Origin of the sequence: Streptomyces blattellae (genome assembly GCF_009709555.1) — a bacterium.
Lineage (GTDB): Bacteria > Actinomycetota > Actinomycetes > Streptomycetales > Streptomycetaceae > Streptomyces > Streptomyces blattellae.
This window is the reverse complement of record NZ_WJBG01000221.1, coordinates 1-20608: the sequence shown is the minus strand read 5'-3', so window position 1 is coordinate 20608 and position 20608 is coordinate 1. Positions and strand designations below refer to the sequence as shown.

Annotated in this window: 19 protein-coding genes and 4 pseudogenes; 10 read left to right on the top strand and 13 right to left on the bottom strand. The window is 71.1% G+C overall.

Annotation, left to right across the window (positions count from 1 at the left end):
• Nucleotides 1–242: 242 nt before the first annotated feature.
• Together GFH49_RS41085 and GFH49_RS31555 are read left to right on the top strand one after the other, a co-directional pair.
• Nucleotides 243–377, top strand: a complete 135-nt coding sequence (locus tag GFH49_RS41085; RefSeq protein ID WP_268867533.1) for a hypothetical protein — start codon at nt 243–245, stop codon at nt 375–377.
• A complete protein-coding gene (locus GFH49_RS31555) occupies nt 374–1555 on the top strand; it encodes a methyltransferase domain-containing protein (protein WP_230396609.1) in 1182 nt (393 codons plus the stop codon). The genes GFH49_RS41085 and GFH49_RS31555 overlap by 4 nt, the downstream gene beginning before the upstream one ends.
• Nucleotides 1556–1616: 61 nt before the next feature.
• Here the strand turns inward: GFH49_RS31555 and GFH49_RS31550 are convergent, their stop codons facing one another.
• The 3 genes from GFH49_RS31550 to GFH49_RS31540 all read right to left on the bottom strand — a co-directional run bounded on the left by GFH49_RS31550 (nt 1617) and on the right by GFH49_RS31540 (nt 3790).
• A complete protein-coding gene (locus GFH49_RS31550) occupies nt 1617–2039 on the bottom strand; it encodes a secondary thiamine-phosphate synthase enzyme YjbQ (RefSeq protein WP_155059480.1) in 423 nt (140 codons plus the stop codon).
• Between the two features lie 61 nt (nt 2040–2100).
• On the bottom strand, nt 2101–2673 hold the full coding sequence (locus GFH49_RS31545) for a hypothetical protein (RefSeq protein WP_155059479.1): 573 nt from the start codon (nt 2671–2673) through the stop codon (nt 2101–2103).
• Between the two features lie 136 nt (nt 2674–2809).
• A complete protein-coding gene (locus GFH49_RS31540) occupies nt 2810–3790 on the bottom strand; it encodes a helix-turn-helix domain-containing protein (protein ID WP_155059478.1) in 981 nt (326 codons plus the stop codon).
• Nucleotides 3791–3882: 92 nt separating this feature from the next.
• On the opposite strand from GFH49_RS31540, the pseudogene GFH49_RS31535 reads away from it, so the two are divergent.
• A pseudogene (locus GFH49_RS31535) lies at nt 3883–4164 on the top strand (YjbQ family protein); the annotation flags it as partial.
• Nucleotides 4165–4319: 155 nt separating this feature from the next.
• On the opposite strand, the gene GFH49_RS40640 reads toward GFH49_RS31535, so the two are convergent.
• The 3 genes from GFH49_RS40640 to GFH49_RS40630 form a co-directional block, all read right to left on the bottom strand.
• A complete protein-coding gene (locus GFH49_RS40640; RefSeq protein WP_230396608.1) occupies nt 4320–4547 on the bottom strand; it encodes a hypothetical protein in 228 nt (75 codons plus the stop codon).
• Between the two features lie 232 nt (nt 4548–4779).
• On the bottom strand, nt 4780–5331 hold the full coding sequence (locus GFH49_RS40635; RefSeq protein ID WP_230396607.1) for an ABC transporter substrate-binding protein: 552 nt from the start codon (nt 5329–5331) through the stop codon (nt 4780–4782).
• On the bottom strand, nt 5297–6052 hold the full coding sequence (locus GFH49_RS40630) for a protein kinase domain-containing protein (RefSeq protein ID WP_230396610.1): 756 nt from the start codon (nt 6050–6052) through the stop codon (nt 5297–5299). Before GFH49_RS40630 ends, GFH49_RS40635 begins: the two co-directional genes overlap by 35 nt.
• Nucleotides 6053–7450: 1398 nt before the next feature.
• Between GFH49_RS40630 and GFH49_RS31525 the strand changes: the two genes are divergently transcribed.
• A complete protein-coding gene (locus GFH49_RS31525; RefSeq protein ID WP_155059477.1) occupies nt 7451–8155 on the top strand; it encodes a DUF2470 domain-containing protein in 705 nt (234 codons plus the stop codon).
• Between the two features lie 20 nt (nt 8156–8175).
• Entirely contained in the window at nt 8176–8832 is a 657-nt protein-coding gene (locus GFH49_RS31520) for an isochorismatase family protein (protein ID WP_155059476.1), read from the top strand.
• Nucleotides 8833–8841: 9 nt separating this feature from the next.
• On the opposite strand, the pseudogene GFH49_RS31515 reads toward GFH49_RS31520, so the two are convergent.
• The 4 genes and pseudogenes from GFH49_RS31515 to GFH49_RS31500 all read right to left on the bottom strand — a co-directional run.
• A pseudogene (locus tag GFH49_RS31515) lies at nt 8842–9266 on the bottom strand (isochorismatase family protein); the annotation flags it as partial.
• Nucleotides 9266–9739, bottom strand: a pseudogene (locus GFH49_RS31510) (AMP-binding protein); the annotation flags it as partial. The pseudogenes GFH49_RS31510 and GFH49_RS31515, both read right to left, overlap by 1 nt.
• A gap of 135 nt (nt 9740–9874) precedes the next feature.
• Nucleotides 9875–10669 (bottom strand): annotated as a pseudogene (locus tag GFH49_RS31505) (2,3-dihydro-2,3-dihydroxybenzoate dehydrogenase).
• 145 nt (nt 10670–10814) lie between these two features.
• On the bottom strand, nt 10815–12011 hold the full coding sequence (locus GFH49_RS31500) for a CdaR family transcriptional regulator (RefSeq protein ID WP_155059475.1): 1197 nt from the start codon (nt 12009–12011) through the stop codon (nt 10815–10817).
• A 249-nt stretch (nt 12012–12260) separates the two neighbouring features.
• Here GFH49_RS31500 and GFH49_RS31495 point away from each other — a divergent pair, with 249 nt between their 5' ends.
• The 4 genes from GFH49_RS31495 to GFH49_RS31480 are packed head-to-tail and all read left to right on the top strand — an operon-like array spanning nt 12261 to nt 16050.
• A complete protein-coding gene (locus GFH49_RS31495; RefSeq protein ID WP_155059474.1) occupies nt 12261–13190 on the top strand; it encodes a substrate-binding periplasmic protein in 930 nt (309 codons plus the stop codon).
• A 9-nt stretch (nt 13191–13199) separates the two neighbouring features.
• Nucleotides 13200–13964 (top strand): amino acid ABC transporter permease, encoded by a 765-nt coding sequence (locus tag GFH49_RS31490; RefSeq protein WP_155059473.1) that lies wholly within the window; start codon nt 13200–13202, stop codon nt 13962–13964.
• On the top strand, nt 13961–14755 hold the full coding sequence (locus tag GFH49_RS31485) for an amino acid ABC transporter ATP-binding protein (RefSeq protein WP_155059472.1): 795 nt from the start codon (nt 13961–13963) through the stop codon (nt 14753–14755). The genes GFH49_RS31490 and GFH49_RS31485 overlap by 4 nt, the downstream gene beginning before the upstream one ends.
• Complete coding sequence (locus tag GFH49_RS31480; RefSeq protein WP_155059471.1) at nt 14752–16050, top strand: NAD(P)/FAD-dependent oxidoreductase; 1299 nt, start codon at nt 14752–14754, stop codon at nt 16048–16050. Before GFH49_RS31485 ends, GFH49_RS31480 begins: the two co-directional genes overlap by 4 nt.
• Nucleotides 16051–16082: 32 nt before the next feature.
• On the opposite strand, the gene GFH49_RS31475 is transcribed toward GFH49_RS31480, so the two are convergent.
• From GFH49_RS31475 to GFH49_RS31465, 3 genes are read right to left on the bottom strand one after another with little or no spacing between them, the layout of a single operon-like run.
• The gene (locus tag GFH49_RS31475) at nt 16083–16490 is read right to left on the bottom strand and encodes a DUF1257 domain-containing protein (RefSeq protein WP_155059470.1); all 408 of its coding nucleotides are present in this window, start codon (nt 16488–16490) and stop codon (nt 16083–16085) included.
• Nucleotides 16491–16532: 42 nt separating this feature from the next.
• The gene (locus GFH49_RS31470) at nt 16533–18143 is read right to left on the bottom strand and encodes an Hsp70 family protein (RefSeq protein WP_155059469.1); all 1611 of its coding nucleotides are present in this window, start codon (nt 18141–18143) and stop codon (nt 16533–16535) included.
• Complete coding sequence (locus tag GFH49_RS31465; protein ID WP_155059468.1) at nt 18140–18931, bottom strand: hypothetical protein; 792 nt, start codon at nt 18929–18931, stop codon at nt 18140–18142. Before GFH49_RS31465 ends, GFH49_RS31470 begins: the two co-directional genes overlap by 4 nt.
• Nucleotides 18932–19357: 426 nt before the next feature.
• On the opposite strand from GFH49_RS31465, the gene GFH49_RS31460 reads away from it, so the two are divergent.
• Nucleotides 19358–20584, top strand: a complete 1227-nt coding sequence (locus GFH49_RS31460; protein WP_155053965.1) for an IS110 family RNA-guided transposase — start codon at nt 19358–19360, stop codon at nt 20582–20584.
• Nucleotides 20585–20608 lie beyond the last annotated feature (24 nt).

Here is a 20608-nt window from a genome sequence, read left to right as displayed (position 1 = left end):
GACCGCGCGGGAGGAACTGAGCGCCCGGCTCGCGGTGAAGAACTCCGGGAATCGGTGGGGGAAGTGATCCGGGCGTTAGGCCGGTACGCGCGTGTCCTGTTCGTCATCATGGTGGCGGGATCGTGCGGGCTGGTCATCGGCGTAGCCATCGCGTCGTCCGGACCTTAAGCGGCCCGCCCTGGGGGTGCTGGGGCACTTCCAGGGCGGGCCATCCAGCACGACCGACCAATGAGGAGCGAACGATGAACGCACGTCCTTGGATCATGGCGGCGGATGGCGGCCAGGACGACAGCGACAGCGGCAACAAGCACGGCGGGGGCGGGTCGGACGAGGGTGGCAACACCAACGACGGCCAGGGCCCGGCGGACGGCAAGTGAGCACACCTGACGTGAAGGAGGCGGGCCCCGAACGGCTCGCCTCCGTGCTCATGGACAAGGGGGCCCTGGCCTCCGACTGGCTCCCCGCCTACCGGCGCGCACCCCGTCACCTGTTCGTGCCGGATGTGATCTGGCCTGGCCGCGCGGGCATGAACCGCCAGGACGACCGGGTAACCCGGGATGGGGACCCGGACCTGTGGTGGCAGGCCGTCTACACGGACGCCCCGATCACCACCCAGTGGGATGACGGGGCCTACACCGGCCCCGGCAAGGGCAAGGTTCCGACCAGCTCCAATTCCATGCCCACCATGGTGTTCTCCATGCTCGATGCCCTGACCGTCCGGGAGACGGACCGGGTGCTGGAGGTGGGAACCGGAACTGGCTGGAACGCGGCCCTCCTGTGTCACCGGGTCGGGCCGGAGAACGTCGTGACGGTGGAGGTGGACGAGGCGTCTGCCAAGGACGCACGCGACCGCATCCGCCAGGCCGGGTTCCATCCCCTGTGCGTCGTCGGGGACGGGGCCCAGGGGTACGCGGACGGCGCACCCTATGACCGGGTGATCGCGACGTGTTCTGTGGGGAGCGTGCCCGGGGCCTGGATCGAACAGACCAGACCCGGCGGCGTGATCGTGACTCCCTGGGGGCCGGAGTACGGCGGGGAGGCCGTGGCCCGTCTCGTCGTCAAGGGCGACGGAACGGCATCGGGCAACTTCACGGGCTCCTCCGCGTTCATGCGTATGCGGCAGCAACGCCGGGCCCCGAAGCATGTCCGGGAGTACCTGGGCGGTCAGCCGTGGCCCGCTGATGGCGTCAAGTCCTCCACGGTCCTGTCCCCGGAGGCCGTGGGCGACTGGCTCCCCATGTTCGCTATCGGACTCCAGACCCTGGGCGTGTTCCCATGGGCGGAGCGGTACGAGGACGGGACGTACACACTGTGGCTCCGGGACACGGACGTGACCTCCTGGGCCACCGTGGACTACGAACCCGGACGCACTGAGTACGACGTGTACCAGTCCGGCCCCCGTGAGCTGTGGTCGGAGGTGGAGGCGGCGTACTGGTGGTGGGACGCCCGGGGGTGCCCTGGCTTCGAACGGTTCGGCCTGACCGTGGACGCTGAGAACGGCGCACACACGCCATGGCTGGACTCCCCGGACCAGCGGCTCCCCATCGTGGGGTGACCGTTCCCCGGTGGCCCCGGTCGTCCGCTCCCCGTGGCGGATGGCCGGGGCCTTTGCGTAGTCACCCCAGGAATGACAGTCGGACCTTGCGCTGGGGGTTGTCCCGGTTGGTGTCCACCAGGACTACGGATTGCCAGGTCCCCAGCTCCAGGCGGCCACCGATGACCGGGAGTGTGGCGTGGGGCGGGACGATGGCCGGGAGCACGTGGTCCCGCCCATGACCGGGGGAGCCGTGCCGATGCTGCCACCGGTCGTCCGCCGGGAGGAGCTGGTGGAGAGCGGCCAGGAGGTCATCATCACTGCCCGCGCCAGTCTCGATTACGGCCAGGCCCGCAGTTGCGTGGGGCGTGAAGACATTCAGGAGTCCGTCCCGACCGGCGGCCACCTCCCGGAGGAACGAAGCGCACGCGTCGGTCAGGTCGTGGACGGTCTCCTGGGAGCCGGTGGTCACGTCGATGGTCCGTGTAGTGAACGTGTCAGCCATGCGTCCATAGTGACCGGCAAGGCCCCTCCCAATCCGGGAGGGGCCGTTGTCGTGTCCGGGGTTAGGCGGCCAGGGCCTGGAGGTCCCGGCGGGCCGTCCGGGCGGACACGCCCACCAGCTTGGCGTACGTCGTGCCGTTGACCGGCTGGCCGTCCGCCTTCAGCTTGTCCACGGCCTCCCGGATGTCCTCCAGGGAGCGGCCACCCTTGGCCGGGGCCGTGGCGGCCGGGACCGGCTCCAGCTCCTCCAGGGGGAGCGTGTCCGCGTCCGCCTCACCAGCTCCGCCCGTGATCACGGACAGTTCAGCCGGCCGTGACTCCGCGTGTACCGGTTCTGGGTCCGCGTCCACCAGCTCCTCCACGGCGTCCTCCTGGGCGGCCATGTGGGCACGGGCCACCATGTGCATGATGTGGGCCACCACGACCGGCGGGACGGCCGACACGGCGGCCACCAGCCACGCGGAGGACGTGGCGTACCCGGCGGAAATCAGATGAGCCGTCACCTGGGCGGCCAGGGCCATGGCCAGGGCTCCGGCGGCCCCCAGAACGGCCGTTCCCCGGCCGGTGGCCCCCTTGGGCTGGGAGTCCACGAACATGGCCGCCACGGCCGCGTACACGGACAGACACACGGGCATGAGCCACGCGACCCACGGGGACCAACCGGCCAGGACCGCCAAGTGGTATTCCCCGGGGCGGACATGACCAGGGCGGCCCCCAGGACCGTGAAGGCGGACTGGCGGGCGTACCAGGGAAGCGGGCGGGACTGGGCGTTCATGCGGCCACCTCCTGGCGGGCGGTACGGCGGGAGCGGAGGATGTCACGGAGAGATTCGGCGTGGGCCCGCACGTCCGGGGCCACGTAGTCGGCCGGGGTGTCCGGCTCCTGGATGGCCTGGGCGGCCAGCTCCTGGAGGAACGGAGCCGGGGTGGTACCGGCACAGACCCCGCACGGGCCGGAGTCCTGACCGGCGGGGAGGACACGGCCGCAACCGTCGGAGCACTCGGCGAACTTGCGCCACTTCCGGCGTGGGGCCGGGAGTTTCCGTGTCAGTCGGTCGGCCACGATCCGGGCGGGGGCGTAGACCGTGGCGGGGAGGCCCTGGACCACGGCGTCCGTGATCTCTGCGGCGGAGTAGCCACGGGCCAGCCACTGGGCGGCCATCGGGGCCAGGTCCCGGAGCTGGCGGCCGGAGAGCCGGAGACGGGCGTCCACGTCCTCCAGGCGGGCCAGGACGCGGACGGCCTCCGGGTCGGCCGGGGTCTCCTGGTCTGTCTTGTTGCTGCCCTCCCTGGCGGCGGGAGCGGCCGGGACCTCCGGCGTGGTCACGGAGGGAAGGGAGGGAGTTTTCCCAAGGTCCTTAGAGACAGAGTCCTTTACTCCCGTAGGGAGCGTTCCCGCGTTCCCGTCGGCCGGGTTACCGGTTGCCGGTGATGCGGGAACCGGAGAGACCTCCGTCTGGGGAAGGTCATGGATGGCCGTCTCCGTCCACACCTTGCCGGTCTCCGGGTCCCGGATGGTGAAGCGGAAGTAGTACCCGGCGGCCACCAGTTCGTCCAGGGCGTTGGCGACACCCTTACGGCCAACCCCCGGGTTGTTGTCCGCCAGGGTGCGGACATCTTCCTTGGCCCCGTCGGGCAGAGAGATGAGGTGGAGCCACAGTCCGCGCGCCGTAAAGGACAGCTTGCGATTCCGGGCCGTTCGGTTGGGCACCACCGTGAAGTCCCGGTCATGCCGGGTACGATGAATACGCACTGGGAGGTATCAGCTCCAGGTGTAATCGGCCCTGACCTGGTGTTCCCGCACCTAGTCGGGGCCGTGTTGTGTAACGTGTTCGTTGGAAGTTACACGCGACCGCCGGCATCGCGATCATCGAGACGGGCGCGGGCAGCGACGACGACCTGCTCGCCGTCCTGCACACCCTCCTCCCCGCCGACGACCGCTGGCAGCACCGCCACGGCAGCCCCGGCCACGGCCGCGACCACGTCCTCCCGGCCCTCGTACCACCCCACGCGACGCTGCCGGTACTGGGCGGGCGGCTGGAGTTGGGGACGTGGCAGTCCGTGTGCCTGGTGGACACCAACGTCTCCAACACCAACCGTCATGTGCGGTTGAGCTTCCTGGGGTGAGCAGGTCCGTCCGGGGGCGGGTCCGTGGGTCTCGGAGGGGCCCGCACAGCTGTGTCAGGCCAACGTGCCCGCAACTCCGGTGCGACCGTCCGGGATCTCTGGGATGTGGTACGCGGCCTCGCGCATGCTGAGGTGACGAGCGGCGCGTCGATCCCTCATTGTTCGACCTGGTCGTAGCGTCCGAGGAAGCGGAAGGCATTGCCCTTCGCCTGGAACAGGAAGTACAAAGCCCCGGACTTCTGGGGGTCGAGGCCGGTGGTGCTGAGGTGGAACGTCTTGGCGAGTCCTTTGTAGGTGATGTCGGAGAGACGCTGGGTGATGGTTCCTGGTGTGATGTCGGGGGTTGCGCGCAGTTTCTCCAGGACGCGCGTGATCAGTCCCACGGCGTCGTATGCCTCCGGGGACCAGCGTCCGGGTGTTGTGCCGTCTCGCGCGGTGGGCGCTTGCGAAGGTGCGGGACACACTGCCGAGGGCGGTGAAGGGGGTGCCGAACAGCCAGTCCTGGCCTGCGGTTCCGGCCTGCTGCAGGAAGGCCGGGCTCATGATGTGCCAGGTGCCCAGGCGTGGTCCGGTGAAGCCCGCGTCGGCGAGCGCGCGGGCGCAGCGTACGGCGCGCTAGGGCCGGGTGCCGCTGAAGACGACCGCCTGTGCCCTGGCGGCGAGTGCGGGGACGGCGGCAGCGAAGTCGTCGCTGTCGGCTGCCACGGGATGGACGCTGGTCGTGCCCTCATGGGGTGGCTCCTCCGGGAACCCGGTGACGAGAGCCGGTCCCGACGGGCCCCCTGCACGGTCGTCGATGACTGCGGTGCGGTCGACCGGTTCCACGGAGCTCAGATACGAGACGAGTGGCAACGCCAGTTGGGACTCGGGTGCCCGGATGGCGCGCAGGATGCTCGGATTCGACGACGTGAGTGTGTCATCGCCGACAGAGATCAGCACCATGGCCGTGCGGGCGTCCTGGTAGAGCGGGAGGGCGGCGGGCGCCGTGGTGGCCGTGCTGGGGCCGAGGACCGCGCTCACCCCGGCCTCGGTGAAGCGCCGGGCCGCCTGTCTGGCGCGCGCCGCGTCGCCCCGGTCGTCGAAGATGCCGAGGGCGAGGCGGAAAGTGGTGTCCGCGCGCGCGTTGTGCTGCTCAACGGCCAGTCGCGCCCCGCGCTCCTGCGCCACGCCGGGCCGCCTTGTTCGTGCCGCTGAGGTCGGCCTGAAAGCCCAGAGTGTGCACGGGGAGGGCGTCGCCCGAGCCGCCGGTGCCCCCTCGCCCGGCCGCCGAGTAGGCCGTCAGCCCGCCGCCGACGGCGGCCACGGAGGCCGCCGCGCTGCCCATCAGCAGGACGCGCCGCCGGGTCGGAGAGCGGGCGTCCTGCGGCTGCGGTGGCGCCGGTTCGGTGGCCGGGTCGTCGCCCGGCGGTTGCTGTGCGGGGCGCCCGGGGGTGGGCACGTCCAGCGCTCGTGCGGAGCGCTCGGCGACCATGCGGAGGAGTGCGGGCGGCAGCCAGTGCTCCTTTTGGGCCTGACCAGTTCCCTGCGCGAGTGAGGCCCGCGGGTCACGGAGCGTCGCCGAGACCTCGGCCGCCGTGGGGCGCCGGACGGGGTCCTTGGCCAGACAGGTCCCGATCAGGGCCCGTAGTTCGTCGGGGACGTTCGCCAGGTCCGGCTCCTCGTGCACCGTACGGAAGAGGACGCCCGCCGCGTATCCGGTGCCGAACGGGCGCCGGCCCGAGGCCGCGCAGGCAAGGACGCAGCCCAGTGAGAAGACGTCGCTGGGCGGGCCGACCTCCCCGGCGCGGGCCTGTGCCTGTTCCGGCGCGAGGAAGCCGGGCGTGCCGATGACCGCGTCGGGTGCGGTGAGTGCGGTGGCGCCCGCGGCGTGGGCGACGCCGAAGTCGATGAGGCGGGGACCGGCCGGCGCCGCGGGTCGCTCTCGTACGGGTTACCGCGGACGGCGTCGGTGCCGAAGGCGGCGGCGTCCGGGATGACCTCGCGTATCAGCCTGGTGGCCTGAGCGGCCGACTTCGGCAGTGCGGCGGGGTCGGTGTCCACGACCGCGGTCGGCGACGCCGGCGGTCGTCGTGGCACCGGCCGTCTTCAGCGGCGTCACGACCACAAGTCCCCCTGGAATCACCGATTCAGCATGCGTCGGCTGTGATGCTGAGCGGCAACCGGCGTGTCACGACAACCGGTTGACGATCATGTCGCGCATCCGTACCCCACCTGTCACACACCCCGCACGGACTTGATGCCGTCTGCTGCAGGCGATCCTCGACCGGCGCCTGCTCAATGAGCTCTCGGTCGGCCGAGGACCGGGAGGTGCGCGGGGGTCTTCCCGGGGACCTGAGCCGCGGCGCGGCCGTGTGCGTCAGCGGCCGTGTCCCTCGCGGTGGCGGGAGGCGAGGGCCAGGGTGTCGAGCAGTGGGGCGATGCGTGACCAGCTCTCGGCTCGGGTGGGTTGTGGCTGGGGAGCGGAGGCATCACGTCGTCCCCCTCGCACGGGTTCGGGGCAGCCTTGTGGCTCCGGCCGCGGGCAGCAGGCTGAGGCCGACCACCCACCAGAAGGTGTCGGCGTACGCCTCGGGGATGTTCTGGTGCCGGGCCGTCAGCCGGTCCTGAAGGACGACGGCGAGGGCGGCGGTGCCGATCGAGCCGCCGCCGACGGTGTTGAGCAGGTTGAGCGCTCCGGACGCGCGGCCGGATGAAGAGCCAGGGGTCGATCGGCGGGGTACGGCGCGTGCGCAGGCCGTGTGTGACGAAGCCGGGCAGCATCGCCAGGCCCGCCACCACGCCCACCGCGGCCGTCAGATCCCCGGCCGGCGACCTCGGTCAGGCCGAGCACCAGGACGGCCAGGCCGGGCGAGAGCAGCGCGGCCCACCGCACATCGAATGCCGTCCGCCGCGGTGACGGCGGCGCCACCGGTACGTGACGGAGGGCGAGCAGTACCGCCACCACGCCGATCGGCAGGTTGACCAGGAACAGCCACTGCGAGGCCGCGACCGCCAGGATGCTCCCGCCGGCCAGCGGGGCCGAGCACCGGTGTCAGCATCGGGACGACCGCGACGACGCTGATCACCCGGCCGATGCGGGCCAGCAGCGCCTGTCCGGTCGGCGGCAGCAGCCCGCCGCCGAGGCCCTGTGCCACCCGGAAGACGATCAGCATTGCCGGATCCGCTCATGTGACGCCGCATCGGCTCTTCTCGGCCATCGGCGAGGTCGAGCCCTCCGCCCCCTGGCTCCGGACGGGCGATTAGATTAGGTTAGGCAATCCTTACTTCAGAGTGGTGAGAGGGCCAGATGCCTAGTTCCCCCAAGCACCCCGACGAGCCGACAGCCGCCGAACGCGTCTGCTCGATCCTGGCCGCCGCCCACTCGATGACCGTGGTGAGCGACGGACGGCACGCCGAAGTCCGCTTTCTCGACGGCGTCGGGACGACGGGCCGCTTCCACCTGCACGCCACCTGGGAAGACTGCGACTCGCGGCCGCCGGGACGAGTGCCGGTCCGGCTGGAACTCACCGACATCGCCCCCACCCCCGTACGTGACCGGCTGCGCGCCCGCGTCACCCTGACCGGGCTGCTGGCCGCGCCGTACGACCCCGAGTCCACGGAGAGCGCCTGCATGGAGTTCGGACAGGGGGTACTGGAGGACGCCACCGGGCGTTCCTACGTGACCCTCCACGAACTGCGGACGACCGAACCCGACCCCCTGGCGGCGAACGAGGCCTGCCTGCTGGGCCATCTCGTCGACGCGCACGCGGAACTCGTGCCCCCGCTGCTGCGCCTGATCCGTCCGCTGCCGGACCGCGGACTGCTGCGCGCGCTCCCGGTCGCCATCGACCGCTACGGCCTCACCCTGCGCCTCGAATACCCGCGCACCCAGCGCGACGTCCGACTGCCCTTCCAGAAGCCCGTGCACCACATCGATCACGTCGGTCCGCGGATTCGCGCACTGATCGCCGCGGGTCGCCGCCTCACCCACACAGGTCGTCTGCTGCCCTGAGCGGAGAAAGGCCGAACCCCATGACGTCGCCCCCCACCGTCCCGTACACCATGCCCGAGGCGGCCTCCCTGCCGGCCTGTGGCCCTGCGTGGAGCATCGACCCGCGCCGCTCGGCGCTCCTGGTCCAGCATGTGCAGAAATACCTGCTGCGGCTCCTGCACGACAGCGCACCGGTCGGCGAACTCCTGTCCAACGTCGGCCGGTTGACGCACTCCGCCCGATCGGCCGGAGTGCCCGTGGTGTACGTGGCACGGGCCCCGGGACCGGCGGGGGCCCGGAAAGGCGCACCGGGCCCGGTTCTCCCGGGACCGCCTGCCGAGGCCGAGGTCCGTGCGTTCGCGGACGTCGTGCAGCCGCAGGCCGGTGACACCGTGCTCACCGCCAAGCGGTACAGCGCGTTCGCCGGCACGCGGCTGCGGGCCCGCCTGAACGAGCTGGGCCGGGACCAGTTGGTGGTGGTCGGCGCGCTCGCGCGGACCGACGTGCTGCTCACCGCCGCGGACGCGTGGATGCAGGATCTGCAGCCCTTCGTCGTCATCGACGCGGTGGTCGACACCACCGCCGCCGACCACGCGATGGCCGTCCATTGGCTGGCCGCCACCTGTGCGGCGGTCACGGTCACCGGCCCCGTGGCGGACACGTTCCGCGGCGGGCGCGTCGACGCCGCGGCGGGATGAGGGCCGTACTCAGGCGTCCCTGGAGAGCGCGGCGAGGAGCGTGTCGGCGGTGATGACGGCCGCGCGGCGGCCGGCGGCCCAGCGCGGGGCCATGTCGTGGTGCTCGCGGGAGAAGTCGGCGACGGCGTCGGCCACGACGAACGCCTGGAGTCCCGCTGCCACGCGTCGGCGGCGGTCATCAGCACACCGATGTGCGCGTACACCCCGACGATCACCAACTGGTCGCGGTCGCCGAGGGGTCGGGCCAGGCCGGTACGGACGAACGCGCTGTACTTCCACTTCGTGAGCACGGTGTCCCCGGGCCCGGCGGCGACGGCCTCCGGCACGGCGAGCGCTTCCGGGTCGTCGGCCACGCCCGGTCCCCAGAAGTCGAGCTGAAGTCCGCGTTCCTCGGGGGTCTGTCCGCCGCGCCGGGCCGAGTAGACCACCGGCACACGTGCTTCAGGCTCGGGGTGTGCCGCTGGACACGGGTGGCGAGGGCGCGGTGGTCGAAACCGTCGTGCACGTCCGGGACGACGTACGCGACCGCCTCCGCGAAGGAACAGAAGTGGGCGATCTCGGTCTCCCGGTGCGCGGGCAGCGCGTACACCGGCAGCGCGCCGATCCGGAACAGGGCGAAGACCACCTCGATGAACTCGCCGATGTTCGGCAACTGGACGACGACCCGGTCCCCGCGTCCGATCCCGCGTGCGGCGAACCCGGCGGCCAACCGGTCGCGCTCGTCCAGTTGGCGATACGTCCAGGTACGGCGCTCGGGAGCCGGGTCGACGAGGGCGATCTGCCCGGGGTGGGCGGCGGCCCGCTCGCGCAGCACGCCGCCGAAGGTCTCGCCGCGCCGGTGGCCGGCCGCACGGTAGCGCTCGGCGAACTCGGCCGGCCAGGTGGGCGCGTCCACGCCCGGGGTCAGTGGGCCGGTGGTCCCGGGACCGGCGGCGGACGTACCGGACCCGGCGGGGGTTCGGGCGGGTGTCGGGTCGATGGTCACAACAGGGCTCCCACGATGTCCGGGAAATGAGGGTCGCGGCGGCAGGTGCCGGGGTGGTCAGGCGCGCAGGGTGGCGCCGCCGTCGACGTACAGGTCGTGCAGGGTGATGTGACGGGCTCGGTCGGAGACCAGGAAGGCGACGGCGTGCGCGATGTCGGCCGGCTCGGCGATCCGGCCCAGCGGGATGCCGGTGCGGTACGCGGCCGGGGCGCCGTCGATGACGGCCCGCCGGCCCGTCTCGGCGCCGCCGGGGGACCTCTCCCACAGGGCGCGCTGCGTGTCGGTCAGCGTGGAGCCGGGCGACACGGTGTTGCAGCACCCCGTGCCGGGCCACCTCCAGGCCCAGGCACTTGGTGAACATCACCGCGGCGGCCTTGGACGCGGCGTAGGCGGCCCTGCCGCTGCGCGGGACGCCGGCCGCGTTGGAGGCGACGGTGACGATGCTGCCCCGGCCCCGGGCCGTCATACGGCGGGCGGCTGCCCGGGAGACGTGGAAGACACCGTCGGTGTTGACGGCGAAGACGGCCGCCCGGTCCGCGTCGTCCAGGCCGACCACGGCCGCACCCCGCAGGAGGCCGGCCACGTTGACCGCGATGTCCAGTGGGCCGAGGGTGTCTTCGACCTCGGCGACCGCCGGCTCCACGGCTGTGGAGTCGACGACGTCGAGAGCGCGGGCGGTGACCCGGTCCCCGTGCCCGCGGCGGCCAGTGCGGCCGCCGCGGGCACGTCGACATCGGTGGCGACCACGCGCGCACCGTGTTCGGCCAGTACGTCGACGACGGCGGCGCCGATACCCCGGGCCGCCCCGGTCACCAGGGCGATCCGCCCCGCCAGGTCCTGCTCGGTACTCACTCCGGCCCGGCCCACGGCGGCGTTGGTTAGGTCAGGTCAGCCATGTCTTGGTACCGCGTCGGTCGCCAGTGCCCCGCTCCGGTTCATCCACCGGCGGTCATGGCGCCGTAACCTTCATCCACCGGCGGTCATGGCGCCGTCACCTTCATCCACCGGCGGTCGTGGCACCGTCGCCCAGTTCGTCGGCCAGACAGGCGAGGTACAGGGCCATGGTCGTGCGGTGCTCACGGAGCGGCCGGCCGGTGATCTGCTCGATCTTGTTCATGCGGTAGATGACGGTGTTGCGGTGGATGTGCAGGGCGGCGGAGGCGCGTACGAGATTGAATCCGCTCTCGCACCAGGCGGTGATCGTGTCGCGCAGTACCGGCCAGTCCGGCTGGGCCCGCAGTCTTGCCGCGGTCAGTTCGATCAGGCGGTTGCGCGTGGGCTGGCTCATCGTCGCCAGGACCTGATGAACGCGCAGATCGGCGATGAGGTGGACCGGGGAGTCTCCCGTGACGCGGCCGCCGAGGCGGAGCGCGTCGCGGGCGTCCTGGTAGGAGTCGTGCAGGCCGGCGACGGATACGGCCGGTTCGCCGATCCCCGCGCGGGCGTGCAGGCCGTCCTGCGCGGCGATGATGTCGGTGATTCTCCGGCAGTCGTCGATCAGGGAAGTCACCTTGGTGCGGGCCGGGAGCCGGCGCAGTACGCCGATCCATCCGGGAGCCGTGGAGGCGATGATGTCCTGGGGATCGGCGAAGATCTCGCGAACCGTGCGCAGCAGTTCCGAGCGGACCAGTGCCATGTCCCGGGTGGGGGCGCCCTGGCGCCGGGCGGCCGTGGCGGGCACGCTCACCTCGAACGCCACCGCGACCCGCTCAAGCCGCAGGTCGTAGCCCAGCTCGGCGGCCCGGAACACCAGGAAATCACCTTCGACGACATGAGGGTCGTAGGAGGCGATGTCGGCGAGCAGCGCCTCCGTGGCCCGTTCGGCGAGCAGGCGGGAGCGCAGCATCACGGACTCCCGGAGCAGGATCTCCGTCTGACGCTTCACCAGCAGCCCGAAGCGGCGTACTTGAGCAGGTGTTCCGGTGATGCCGACCGTGCCCACCGCCTGTCCGCCCGTGACCAGCGGCAGGGTGACGCCCGGGCGCACCCCACGCAGTTGCTGGGCCTGCAACGCGTTGTGCGTGGCGGGCTCCTGAGTGCGGATCACGTCGACCGACGCCTCATGAAAGGTGCCCACCCGGCTGGTGTCGCCGCTGCCGATGACCATGCCGTCCGCATCGGTGATCAGCACGTTGAAGCCGATGACGGCGGAGGTGTCCCCGGCGATCTCCTGCGCGAGTGACGGGCTCAGCACACAGCTTCCTTCCGTCGCGGAAATGGGCCGGGGAAGTGGGCCGGGGAAGTGGGCCGGGGATCGGCCGACGATTGGACGCACCGTACAGCACGCCGGGGAATATCGCCTGCAAGTTCGTACGAAGTGACCGGTGACGCGATGAGGTCCTGTCCATAACGTATGGGCCCAATCCTCCCCGCCGGGGGCACATCGCGGTGAAACGGCGGGCTCCTTCAGCTCCCTCAGCACTGAAACGGAAGGCCCTCGCCCATGACCCGTAAGCGATCGCTCGCCGGCTCTCTGTCGGCCGTGCTCCTCATGCTGGCGGTCACCGCCTGTGGCTCGGACGACGACGCCCCGGAGAACGTGTCCGCCAAGGCCGCCGAACTGGACACGATCACGCCCGGCGTCATCAAGGTCGCCGTGCAGCCGTACGCTCCGTACACCAGCGTCGAGGGCGACAAGATCGTCGGCCTGGACGGCGACATCCTCTCCTATGTCGCCGACCGGCTGGATCTCAAGATCGAGCCGCAGGTGACGGATTTCGCCGGCATGCTCGCGGGGGTGCAGAGCCGCCGCGCGGACATCACCGTCGGCGGCGTCGCCTGGTCCGCGGAGCGGCAGAAGCAGGGACTGTTCACCGATCCGCCGTACTACTCGCCCCCGGCCATGGCCGTCCGCAGCGGGAAGACGTACAACACCGTCGACGACCTGCAGGGCCTGGACCTCGGCACCGTCGAGGGCTATGTGTGGGTGAAGTCGATCCAGGCCGTCCCCGACGCCAAGCTGCACGCCTACCCCGACGCCAACGGAGTCTTCGACGACCTCGGCGCGGGCCGCATCGACGTCGGCTTCCTCGACCCGCTGATCATCATCGCGGCGCAGCAGGAACGGCCGGACCTCGACATCGAGACCCAGTACCTGACGCCGCCGACCGCGGCCGAGGTCAAGGCCGAGCCCGACTACCAGTACTTCCAGCCCTACCAGACCGGCTTCTACCTGCCGAAGGAGGCCACCAAGCTGGAGAAGGCGATCTCCGCCGAGATCGACGCCATGTACCAGAACGGCGAGATGGAGAAGCTCGTCAAGAAGTACGGCGGCGATCCCGAGCAGTTCCTCAAGCCGGCCGCCGATGTCGCCACCGCACGCCGGGGCGTGGACCGGCCCCAGGACTGGACGCCGCCGTCCATCGCGCAGTGAAAGGCTGACATGTCCGACCTCTTCCAGGTTCCCTGGTCCGACTACCGGCCCGACCTCATCGACGCGCTCTGGCGGACCCTCTCCTACACGGTCGTGAGCTTCATCGGCGCCGTGCTGCTCGGTCTGGCCGTCGCCCTGCTCAGGCTCAGCAGGGCCTGGCCCGCGCGGGCGGTCGCCGCCGTCTACACCGAGTTGTTCAAGAACATCCCCCTGCTCGCCATCATCTTCCTGTCCTACTTCGGCCTGGCCTCGGCGGGGATCCGACTGGACGTCTTCACCGCCGGATGCCTGAGCCTGGTCGTCTTCTACGCCGCCTACCTGTCCGAGATCTTCCGCTCCGCGATCAGCGGGGTGCACACCGGGCAGACGGAGGCAGGGCAGGCACTGGGACTCGGCAGGGCGGGGATCTTCAGCCACATCGTCCTGCCGCAGGCCGTACGCCAGGCACTGCCCGGGACCAACACGATGCTCGTCGACCTGCTGAAATCCACCTCGCTGCTCGTCACGGTCTCCGCCGCCGAGCTGATGTCCGAAGGGCGGCTCATCACCTCGGCCACGTTCCGGGCCCCGGAGGTGTATCTCGTCATCTCGGCCATCTACTTCGCGCTCTGCTACCCGCTCTCCCAACTGCTGCTCCTGCTGGAGCGCAAGGTACGGGCAGGCGTCCCCCTGTCGCCGTGGCGACGGCGGCGCCTGCGGGCGGCGCGCGCCCTGCTCGCCCAGGATCCGCCCGCCACGACGGTGGGCGCCGAAGTGAAGGCGGATGCCGTATGACCGGGCCAGTCACTGCCGCGCAGACCAAGTCGCCGACACGGCCCGAAGCCGTCGTGCGGATCGGCGGACTGAGCAAGTCCTTCGACGGCCGGCTGGTGCTCGACGACGTCCACCTGACCATCGACCGGGGCCGCATCGTCAGCGTCATCGGACAGAGCGGCGGCGGGAAGTCGACATTGATGCGCTGCGTCAACCTGCTGGAACAGCCCGACCGCGGCACGGTCGAGGTCGCGGGAGAGGTGGTGCACCAGGACGGCCGCACGGTCTGTCGCGACCTGGCCCGGCTGCGCCGCACCGTGGGCATGGTCTTCCAGCGGTTCAATCTCTTCCCGCACCTCACCGCCGTCGAGAACGTCGTCCTGGCTCAGCGGAAGGCGGGCATCCCGGAGTCGGAGGCGCTGGAGCGTGCCGTCGTGCTGCTGCGCCGGGTCGGCGTCGCCCATCGTGCCCTCGCCCAGCCCGACCAGCTCTCCGGCGGCGAGCAGCAGCGCGTCGCCATCGCGCGGGCTCTCGCTCTCAAGCCCGAGTTGCTGCTCTTCGACGAGCCCACGTCCTCCCTGGACCCCGAGGCCACCCGGGAGGTGCTGAGCGTGATGCGGGAACTCGCCGCGGACGGAATGACGATGATGCTGGTCACCCACGAACTGCCCTTCGCCCGCGAGGTGTCCGACCATGTCGTCTTCGTCGACGGCGGCCGGATCGTGGAGGAAGGCAGGCCCGAGGACGTCCTCGAAGCCCCGTCCCAGGCCCGCACCCGGGAGTTCCTCGCGTCGTACGGATCCGCGGCATGACCGGCGTGCCGGGCAGGCCGGGACCGGTCGGCGACAACCCCGTCGTGGTCGTGGGAGGCGGTGTCGTGGGGCTGTGCACCGCCTACTACCTGGCCGCGGCCGGGCTGCCGGTGGCGGTCGTCGAGCGGCGCGGTCTGGGCTCGGGGGTGTCCCGGGGCAACGCGGGCTGGGTGTGCCTGAGCCACTCGACGCCCGTCCCGGCCCCGGGCGTGGTGCGCTACGCCCTGCGGTCGCTGGGGCGGCCGGACTCACCGCTGTATCTACGGCCGCTTCCTGATCCGGCGTTCCTGCGGTGGCTGTGGCGGTTCTGGCGCAGCAGCACACCGGCCGCGTTCCGGCGCGGCTACGCAGCGATCGCCGAGCTGAACCGCGGCACGTTCGACCTCTTCGACGGCCTGCGCGAGGCGGGGGTGGACACCACGCTGACCCGGCCCGGGATGGTGCACGCGTTCCTGTCGCCCGCCGAGGCCCGTCACCATTTCGCGATCCAGCAGGAGATGGCGGACGGCCGCTATCCGATGCCCGACGACATCACCACGGGTGCCGCGGCGCATCTGCTGGATGACGCGCTGTCGCCCCGGGTGCGCGCCGCCTATCTCGTGGAGGGTGAGGGCGTGGTCGATCCGGAGGCGTTCGCCCGCGGGCTCGGTGAGGCGCTGGCCGGCGCGGGCGTGAAGGTCTACGAGAACGCGGAGGTCACGGACTTCCGGTCCGGAGGGGGGCGGGTCACCGCGCTGAACACCGACCAGGGCGAGATTCCCTGCTCGGCCGTCGTCGTCGCGGCCGGCATGCGCTCTCCCGGCCTGCTGCGTGCTCTGGGACACCGGCTGCCTCTCCAGGCGGGCAAGGGGTACAGCTTCTCGGTGGAGCTGGACCCGGCGCCCCGGCACACGCTGTACTTCGGCGAGCGCAGAGCCGTCGCCTCACCGATCGGCGGCACCACGCGGATCGGCGGCACCATGGAGCTGAGCGGAAACAACGGCCGTCTCGACTGGCGCCGTATCGTCGCCGTGGCGCTGGCGAGCCGGCACTATCTGGGCCGCTGGTTCGACGATCCGGACGACCTGGTGAGCGTGATCCGCGACCCCTGGGTCGGTGGGCGGCCGTTCCTCCCCGACGGCCTGCCGGTGATCGACCGCGTCCCCGGGCACGACAACGCCTTCGCGGCCACCGGCCACGGCATGCTCGGCGTCACCCTGGGCCCCGCCACGGGGCACCGGCTCGCCGAGTACATCCGCACCGGCCGGCGCCCCGAGGCCCTCGCACCGTTTCGCTTCGACCGGCTCCGCCGCTGAACCGTGAACTACCGGTCTTCCCTGGGGCGGGCTCAGGTGTAGCGGCGCAGGACGAGGCGGCGCCGGCCGTTCTCTTCGAGTACGTCGGTGTCCACCTCGTAGCCGTTGTCCTCCGCGTAGCGCAGGGCGGCGGCGTGGCCGTAGGCGCGGGCGACCTTGGTCAGCCATGGCTGGTTGTAGCGGGACCTGTCGTACTCGCTGATGACGGCTTCGAAGGTGCCGTCGTCGCGCCGGCGGAAGCCGATGTCGTTGCTGAGGCGGCCGATGTGACGGCGGCGGATGATCACTTCGGCGCGGTCCGGGCGGGCGTCGCCCTGGTAGCCGTAGAGGGGCTGGGGCGTGTCGTGGGCCTCGACCGTGGTGAAGCCGACCGCGGCCAGGGCCTGGACGAGCAGGTCGGGGTCGCGCAGCGCGGTGCGGACGCGGGTGAAGTGAGACATGGTGAGTCCTCGGGGTCGGTGGGGGAGTGGCGGGAACGGTGGTCATGCGAGGCGGACCACCGGCTGTCTGTCCAGTACCAGGGTGTGGCGGCGCAGGTCGTAGGCGGTGACGGTGAGGCGCTTGTGGGCGTCGATGCGGAATTCGAGGCGGAAGCGGTCCTCTCCGGCCGTGGCCGGAGGGTCGGCCTCCAGAAAGGTGGGGCTGTCCTCGTTGAGCCAGAGCATGGATCGCTGCTGGCGCTGCTGCGGTGTGACGGTGACGGTGCGGGCGCCGCCGCCGGCGTCGAAGGAGATCTCCAGCTCGGCGCTCGCGTCGCGGTAGGTGGCGTGGGCGAGTTCGTAGACGGCCAGGCCGAGCTTGCGCTGCCGCTCGTGCACCGCCCTGACGGTGAGCGTCTTGACGGGTTCCTCGGTGGGGTAGGGGGTGCCTGCTTCCACCAGGGTCTCGAACTCGTAGGCGCCGGTGTCGTGGTCGACGTGCCGGATGGCGTAGTCGTGCTGGATGTGGTCGAAGAGCTCGCTGCCGCCCGCGATGCCGGCCGCCCCGGCAGCCACCGCCTCCAAGGGCCGGTCCAGCCGCACCACTTCAGGGTCGAAATACAGATGGACCAGATCCTGCACGGCGGGAATGAGGCAACTGCCGCCGACGAGGAAGACACCCCGGATGTCCTCGCTGCCGAAGCCGCGCCCGGTCGCGGAGTCCAGGCAGGAGCGCAGCGCCTGGTTGATCCGGCGCAGCACGCCCTTGTCGTGCAGCAGTGCGTCGAACTCACCACGGGTGACCGTGACCTGGTGCACATGGTCGGTGCGGGTGTCGGCGGCGCGGATGACGGCCTGACCGGCGGTGGCCAGCTCCCGTTTGGCCCGCTCGGCGGAGGCCAGGAGGCGGCGGAAGACCTGGTTGCGGCCTATCTGGTCACCGTGGGGCAGGGAGAGTTGGCCGAGGGCGTGTTCGGCGAGGAACGCGTCGATGGTGTTGCCGCCCAGGTCCAGGCCTCGCTTGGCGATCGTCCGCACCCCTGCGCCGGAGCCCGCCTCGTCGGGCTCCTGCACGCGGACGACGGAGACGTCGAGGGTGCCGGCCCCGAAGTCGATGACGGCGAAGGCGTCGCCGGGGTTGAGGCGCGCGCTGTAGCCGACGGCGGCCGCGGTGGCTTCGTCGACGATGCGCAGGCGGGCGGTGGGGAGGCCGTCGCGGACCTCGCGCACCAGCCAGTCGCGGTAGCCGTCGAAGGACTCCACGGGGGCGGTGGCGACGATCTCCAGGTCGTCGTCCTCGATGGTGAGCAGGGCCAGCGCCATGATGTCGCTGAGGAACTGGGTGGCCGCCTCCCGGCCGGTGACCTTGCGGTCGCCGACGGGGCGGGCCGCGTCGTAGGCGTGGCCGGCGACGTTGCTCTTGGTGGACGCGAAGACGGTGAAGCCGGGGTCGTCGTCCATCTCGGGGGTGACCTGGATGCCGAGGCGGCGGATGGTTCCGTCGTGGGCGTAGGCGATCAGGGAGGGCACCACCCGTTGGGTGGGGCCGGGGCCGGCCTCGCGGAGCATGTCCACGCCGGGCAGCGGAATGGGCACCCCGCGGCCCGCCTCGGGGTCCCAGCCTGCCACGACGGTGTTGGCCGTGCCGAAGTCGATGCCGATGCGGGTGGTCATGCGTCTCCCTGGTGCGTGATGTCGAGCTGCTGGTGATCGGTGCTGACGGCGAGGTCGGTGGGGCCGGCCGTGGGGGCGGGGGTCGTGTGGCCGAGAGCGATGTCGCCGCCGAAGCGTTCGCTCAGGCAGGCTGTCAGGAGGTCGAGTGCGTCCCGCACCGCGGGATCGCCGATCTTCGGGCGCAGTTCTCGTATGCGCCGCACGTCGTGTGGCCGGCTGTGCAGCAGGGGCTGTTCCAGGAGCGTGCGGGCGGAGGGCAGATGGGGGCTGTGGACCTCAAGGCCCACGCCGTCCGCGACCACGGCGAACATGTCCTGGCTCGAAGACATGGTGAGGAACCTCCGATACACCGGGAGCTGGGCGCCGGACGTGTCCTGCGGCAGCCACGGCAGGTCGGTATCCATCCAGCGGTGCCGCGCGGAGCTGTACACGCGGGCGGCGAAGGTGTCGTCCAGGACCGGCACCCTCCACGTGTCGAGGGGCCACCGGTCCCGGGCGGCCCCCAGATGCCGCTCGGTGCTGGGCGGTTCGCCGTTCGGCGGAAACTCCCAGATCTGGGTTGCCGGTTCGGCGCCCGCAAGACCCTCTTGGTGCAGCGCCAGTGAATTCTCTGAGAGGAAGGAGAGTGCTGGGGAGTAGACGTTGGTGGTGGGCACGATCACCCAGTGGAGAATCTCCCCGTCCTCGGTCGCCACGTACCCGGTCTCGTGTCTGCAGAACGCGAAGAGGCGAGCGGCGGGCAGCGTCGCGAGAGCGCCATCTCCGTAGATCCACAGCTCGCTGCCCAAGCGCGGAATCGGCTGGTGCCTGAGCTCGTCTGCGCCGGGGTCGACGAAGGCCGGGCCTCCGGCACAGACCACCACTGCACCGCGGCTCGATCTCCGCATGTCCGACATGACTGTCGGCGGGCCGACGGCCTCGTACCGGGGGAGGATCCGGACGATCTGGTGACGGTTGCGGCTCGTCTGCAGCCTAATGGGAGCTGCCGGGTCGGAGAGACTCGGTGCCGTAGCCGCCAGCAGGTGAGCACTTATGTCGCCGGAACCACTGTGAGTTCTGTGGTCAGACCGTGCCCCTGCTGGTTGGCCGGAAGGCCATGACCGCTGATGGGGTGGCGTGCCCGCCGAGCTGAGCGTGAGCACTGGATCCATTAGGCCGCGTGCCGTGTCTTCCGCGGGCTGCATGACCGGGAAGTACCTGACCTGGAGGATGAGTTGCTGCTGATCGGCGACGACTGGGCCGAGGACCACCACGATGTCGAAGTCCAGGACACCACCGGCCGCCGCCTCGCGACCGCAAGGTTGCCCGAGGGCGCGGACGGTATCACCAAGCTCCACGAGCTTGTGGCGAAGCATGCGGGTGAGGACCTCGTCCCCTGCGACGTGATCGTCGGGATCGAGACGGACCGCGGCACCTGGGTGCAGGCCCTGCTTGCGGCCGGCTACCGGGTCTACGCGATCAACCCTCGGCAGGTCGCCCGGTTCAAGGAGCGGTACAGCACCTCCGGCGCCAAGAGCGACAGAGGCGACGCCCACGCGCTGGCCGACATGGTCCGCATCGACCGCGACCAGCTGCGGCCCATCGCCGGCGACAGCGACCAGGCCCAGGCCGTCAAGGTCGTCGCCCGCGCCCACCAGACCCTGATCTGGGAACGCACCCGCACCTTCCAACGACTGCGCAACACGCTGCGCGAGTACTTCCCCGCAGCCCTGAACGCCTACGCGAGCCTGGAGCTGACCAGCACCGACGCGCTGGAACTGCTCATCAAGGCGCCCACCCCCCAGGCGGCGGCCAGGCTCACCCGCATCCAGATCACCGCCATCTTGGCCCGCGCCCGACGCCACAACCGGGACCAGAAGGCCGGGGCCATCCAGGCCGCCTTGCGCGAGAAGCACCTGGAACTGCCCGAGCCGGTGGCCGCCGCCTACGGGGCCACCACGACCGCCCATGCTCGTCTCCTGATCGCCCTCAACGAACAGATAGCCGCGATGGAAGAGCAGGTGAAGGCGCATTTTCTCGCGCACCCGGACGCTGAGATCTACCTCTCCATGCCCGGCATCGGAGAGATCACCGGCGCCCGGGTGCTCGCCGAGTTCGGGGACGATCCCACCCGTTACAGCTCCGCCAAGGCCCGCAAGAACTACGCCGGAACCAGCCCCGTTACCCGGGCCTCCGGCAAGAGCCACACCGTCCAGGCCCGCTACGTGCGCAACAACCGGCTCGCCGACGCGCTTCAGCGCCAGGCGTTCTCCGCCCTGCGGGCCTCACCCGGCGCCCGCCGGTACTACGACAAGCAGCGAGCCCGCGAGGCCGGCTACAACTCTGCCCTCCGCCAGGTCGGCAACAGGCTCGTCGGCATCCTCCACGGATGCCTCAAGACCCGCACCCTCTACGACGAAGCAACCGCCTGGTCGCACCACGCACAACCCCATACCGCTTGACACCAAACGACATGGGGTGTCTGA

What these genes read in the sequence shown, in the direction of transcription:
- GFH49_RS31485 (WP_155059472.1), top strand. Translation starts at nt 13,961, where the DNA reads ATGACCGGGCCAGTCACTGCCGCGCAGACCAAGTCGCCGACACGGCCC.
- GFH49_RS31470 (WP_155059469.1), bottom strand. Translation starts at nt 18,143, where the DNA reads ATGACCACCCGCATCGGCATCGACTTCGGCACGGCCAACACCGTCGTG.
- GFH49_RS31525 (WP_155059477.1), top strand. Translation starts at nt 7,451, where the DNA reads ATGCCTAGTTCCCCCAAGCACCCCGACGAGCCGACAGCCGCCGAACGC.
- GFH49_RS31475 (WP_155059470.1), bottom strand. Translation starts at nt 16,490, where the DNA reads ATGTCTCACTTCACCCGCGTCCGCACCGCGCTGCGCGACCCCGACCTG.
- GFH49_RS31495 (WP_155059474.1), top strand. Translation starts at nt 12,261, where the DNA reads ATGACCCGTAAGCGATCGCTCGCCGGCTCTCTGTCGGCCGTGCTCCTC.
- GFH49_RS31490 (WP_155059473.1), top strand. Translation starts at nt 13,200, where the DNA reads ATGTCCGACCTCTTCCAGGTTCCCTGGTCCGACTACCGGCCCGACCTC.
- GFH49_RS41085 (WP_268867533.1), top strand. Translation starts at nt 243, where the DNA reads ATGAACGCACGTCCTTGGATCATGGCGGCGGATGGCGGCCAGGACGAC.
- GFH49_RS31520 (WP_155059476.1), top strand. Translation starts at nt 8,176, where the DNA reads ATGACGTCGCCCCCCACCGTCCCGTACACCATGCCCGAGGCGGCCTCC.
- GFH49_RS31550 (WP_155059480.1), bottom strand. Translation starts at nt 2,039, where the DNA reads ATGGCTGACACGTTCACTACACGGACCATCGACGTGACCACCGGCTCC.
- GFH49_RS31545 (WP_155059479.1), bottom strand. Translation starts at nt 2,673, where the DNA reads ATGCCCGTGTGTCTGTCCGTGTACGCGGCCGTGGCGGCCATGTTCGTG.
- GFH49_RS31480 (WP_155059471.1), top strand. Translation starts at nt 14,752, where the DNA reads ATGACCGGCGTGCCGGGCAGGCCGGGACCGGTCGGCGACAACCCCGTC.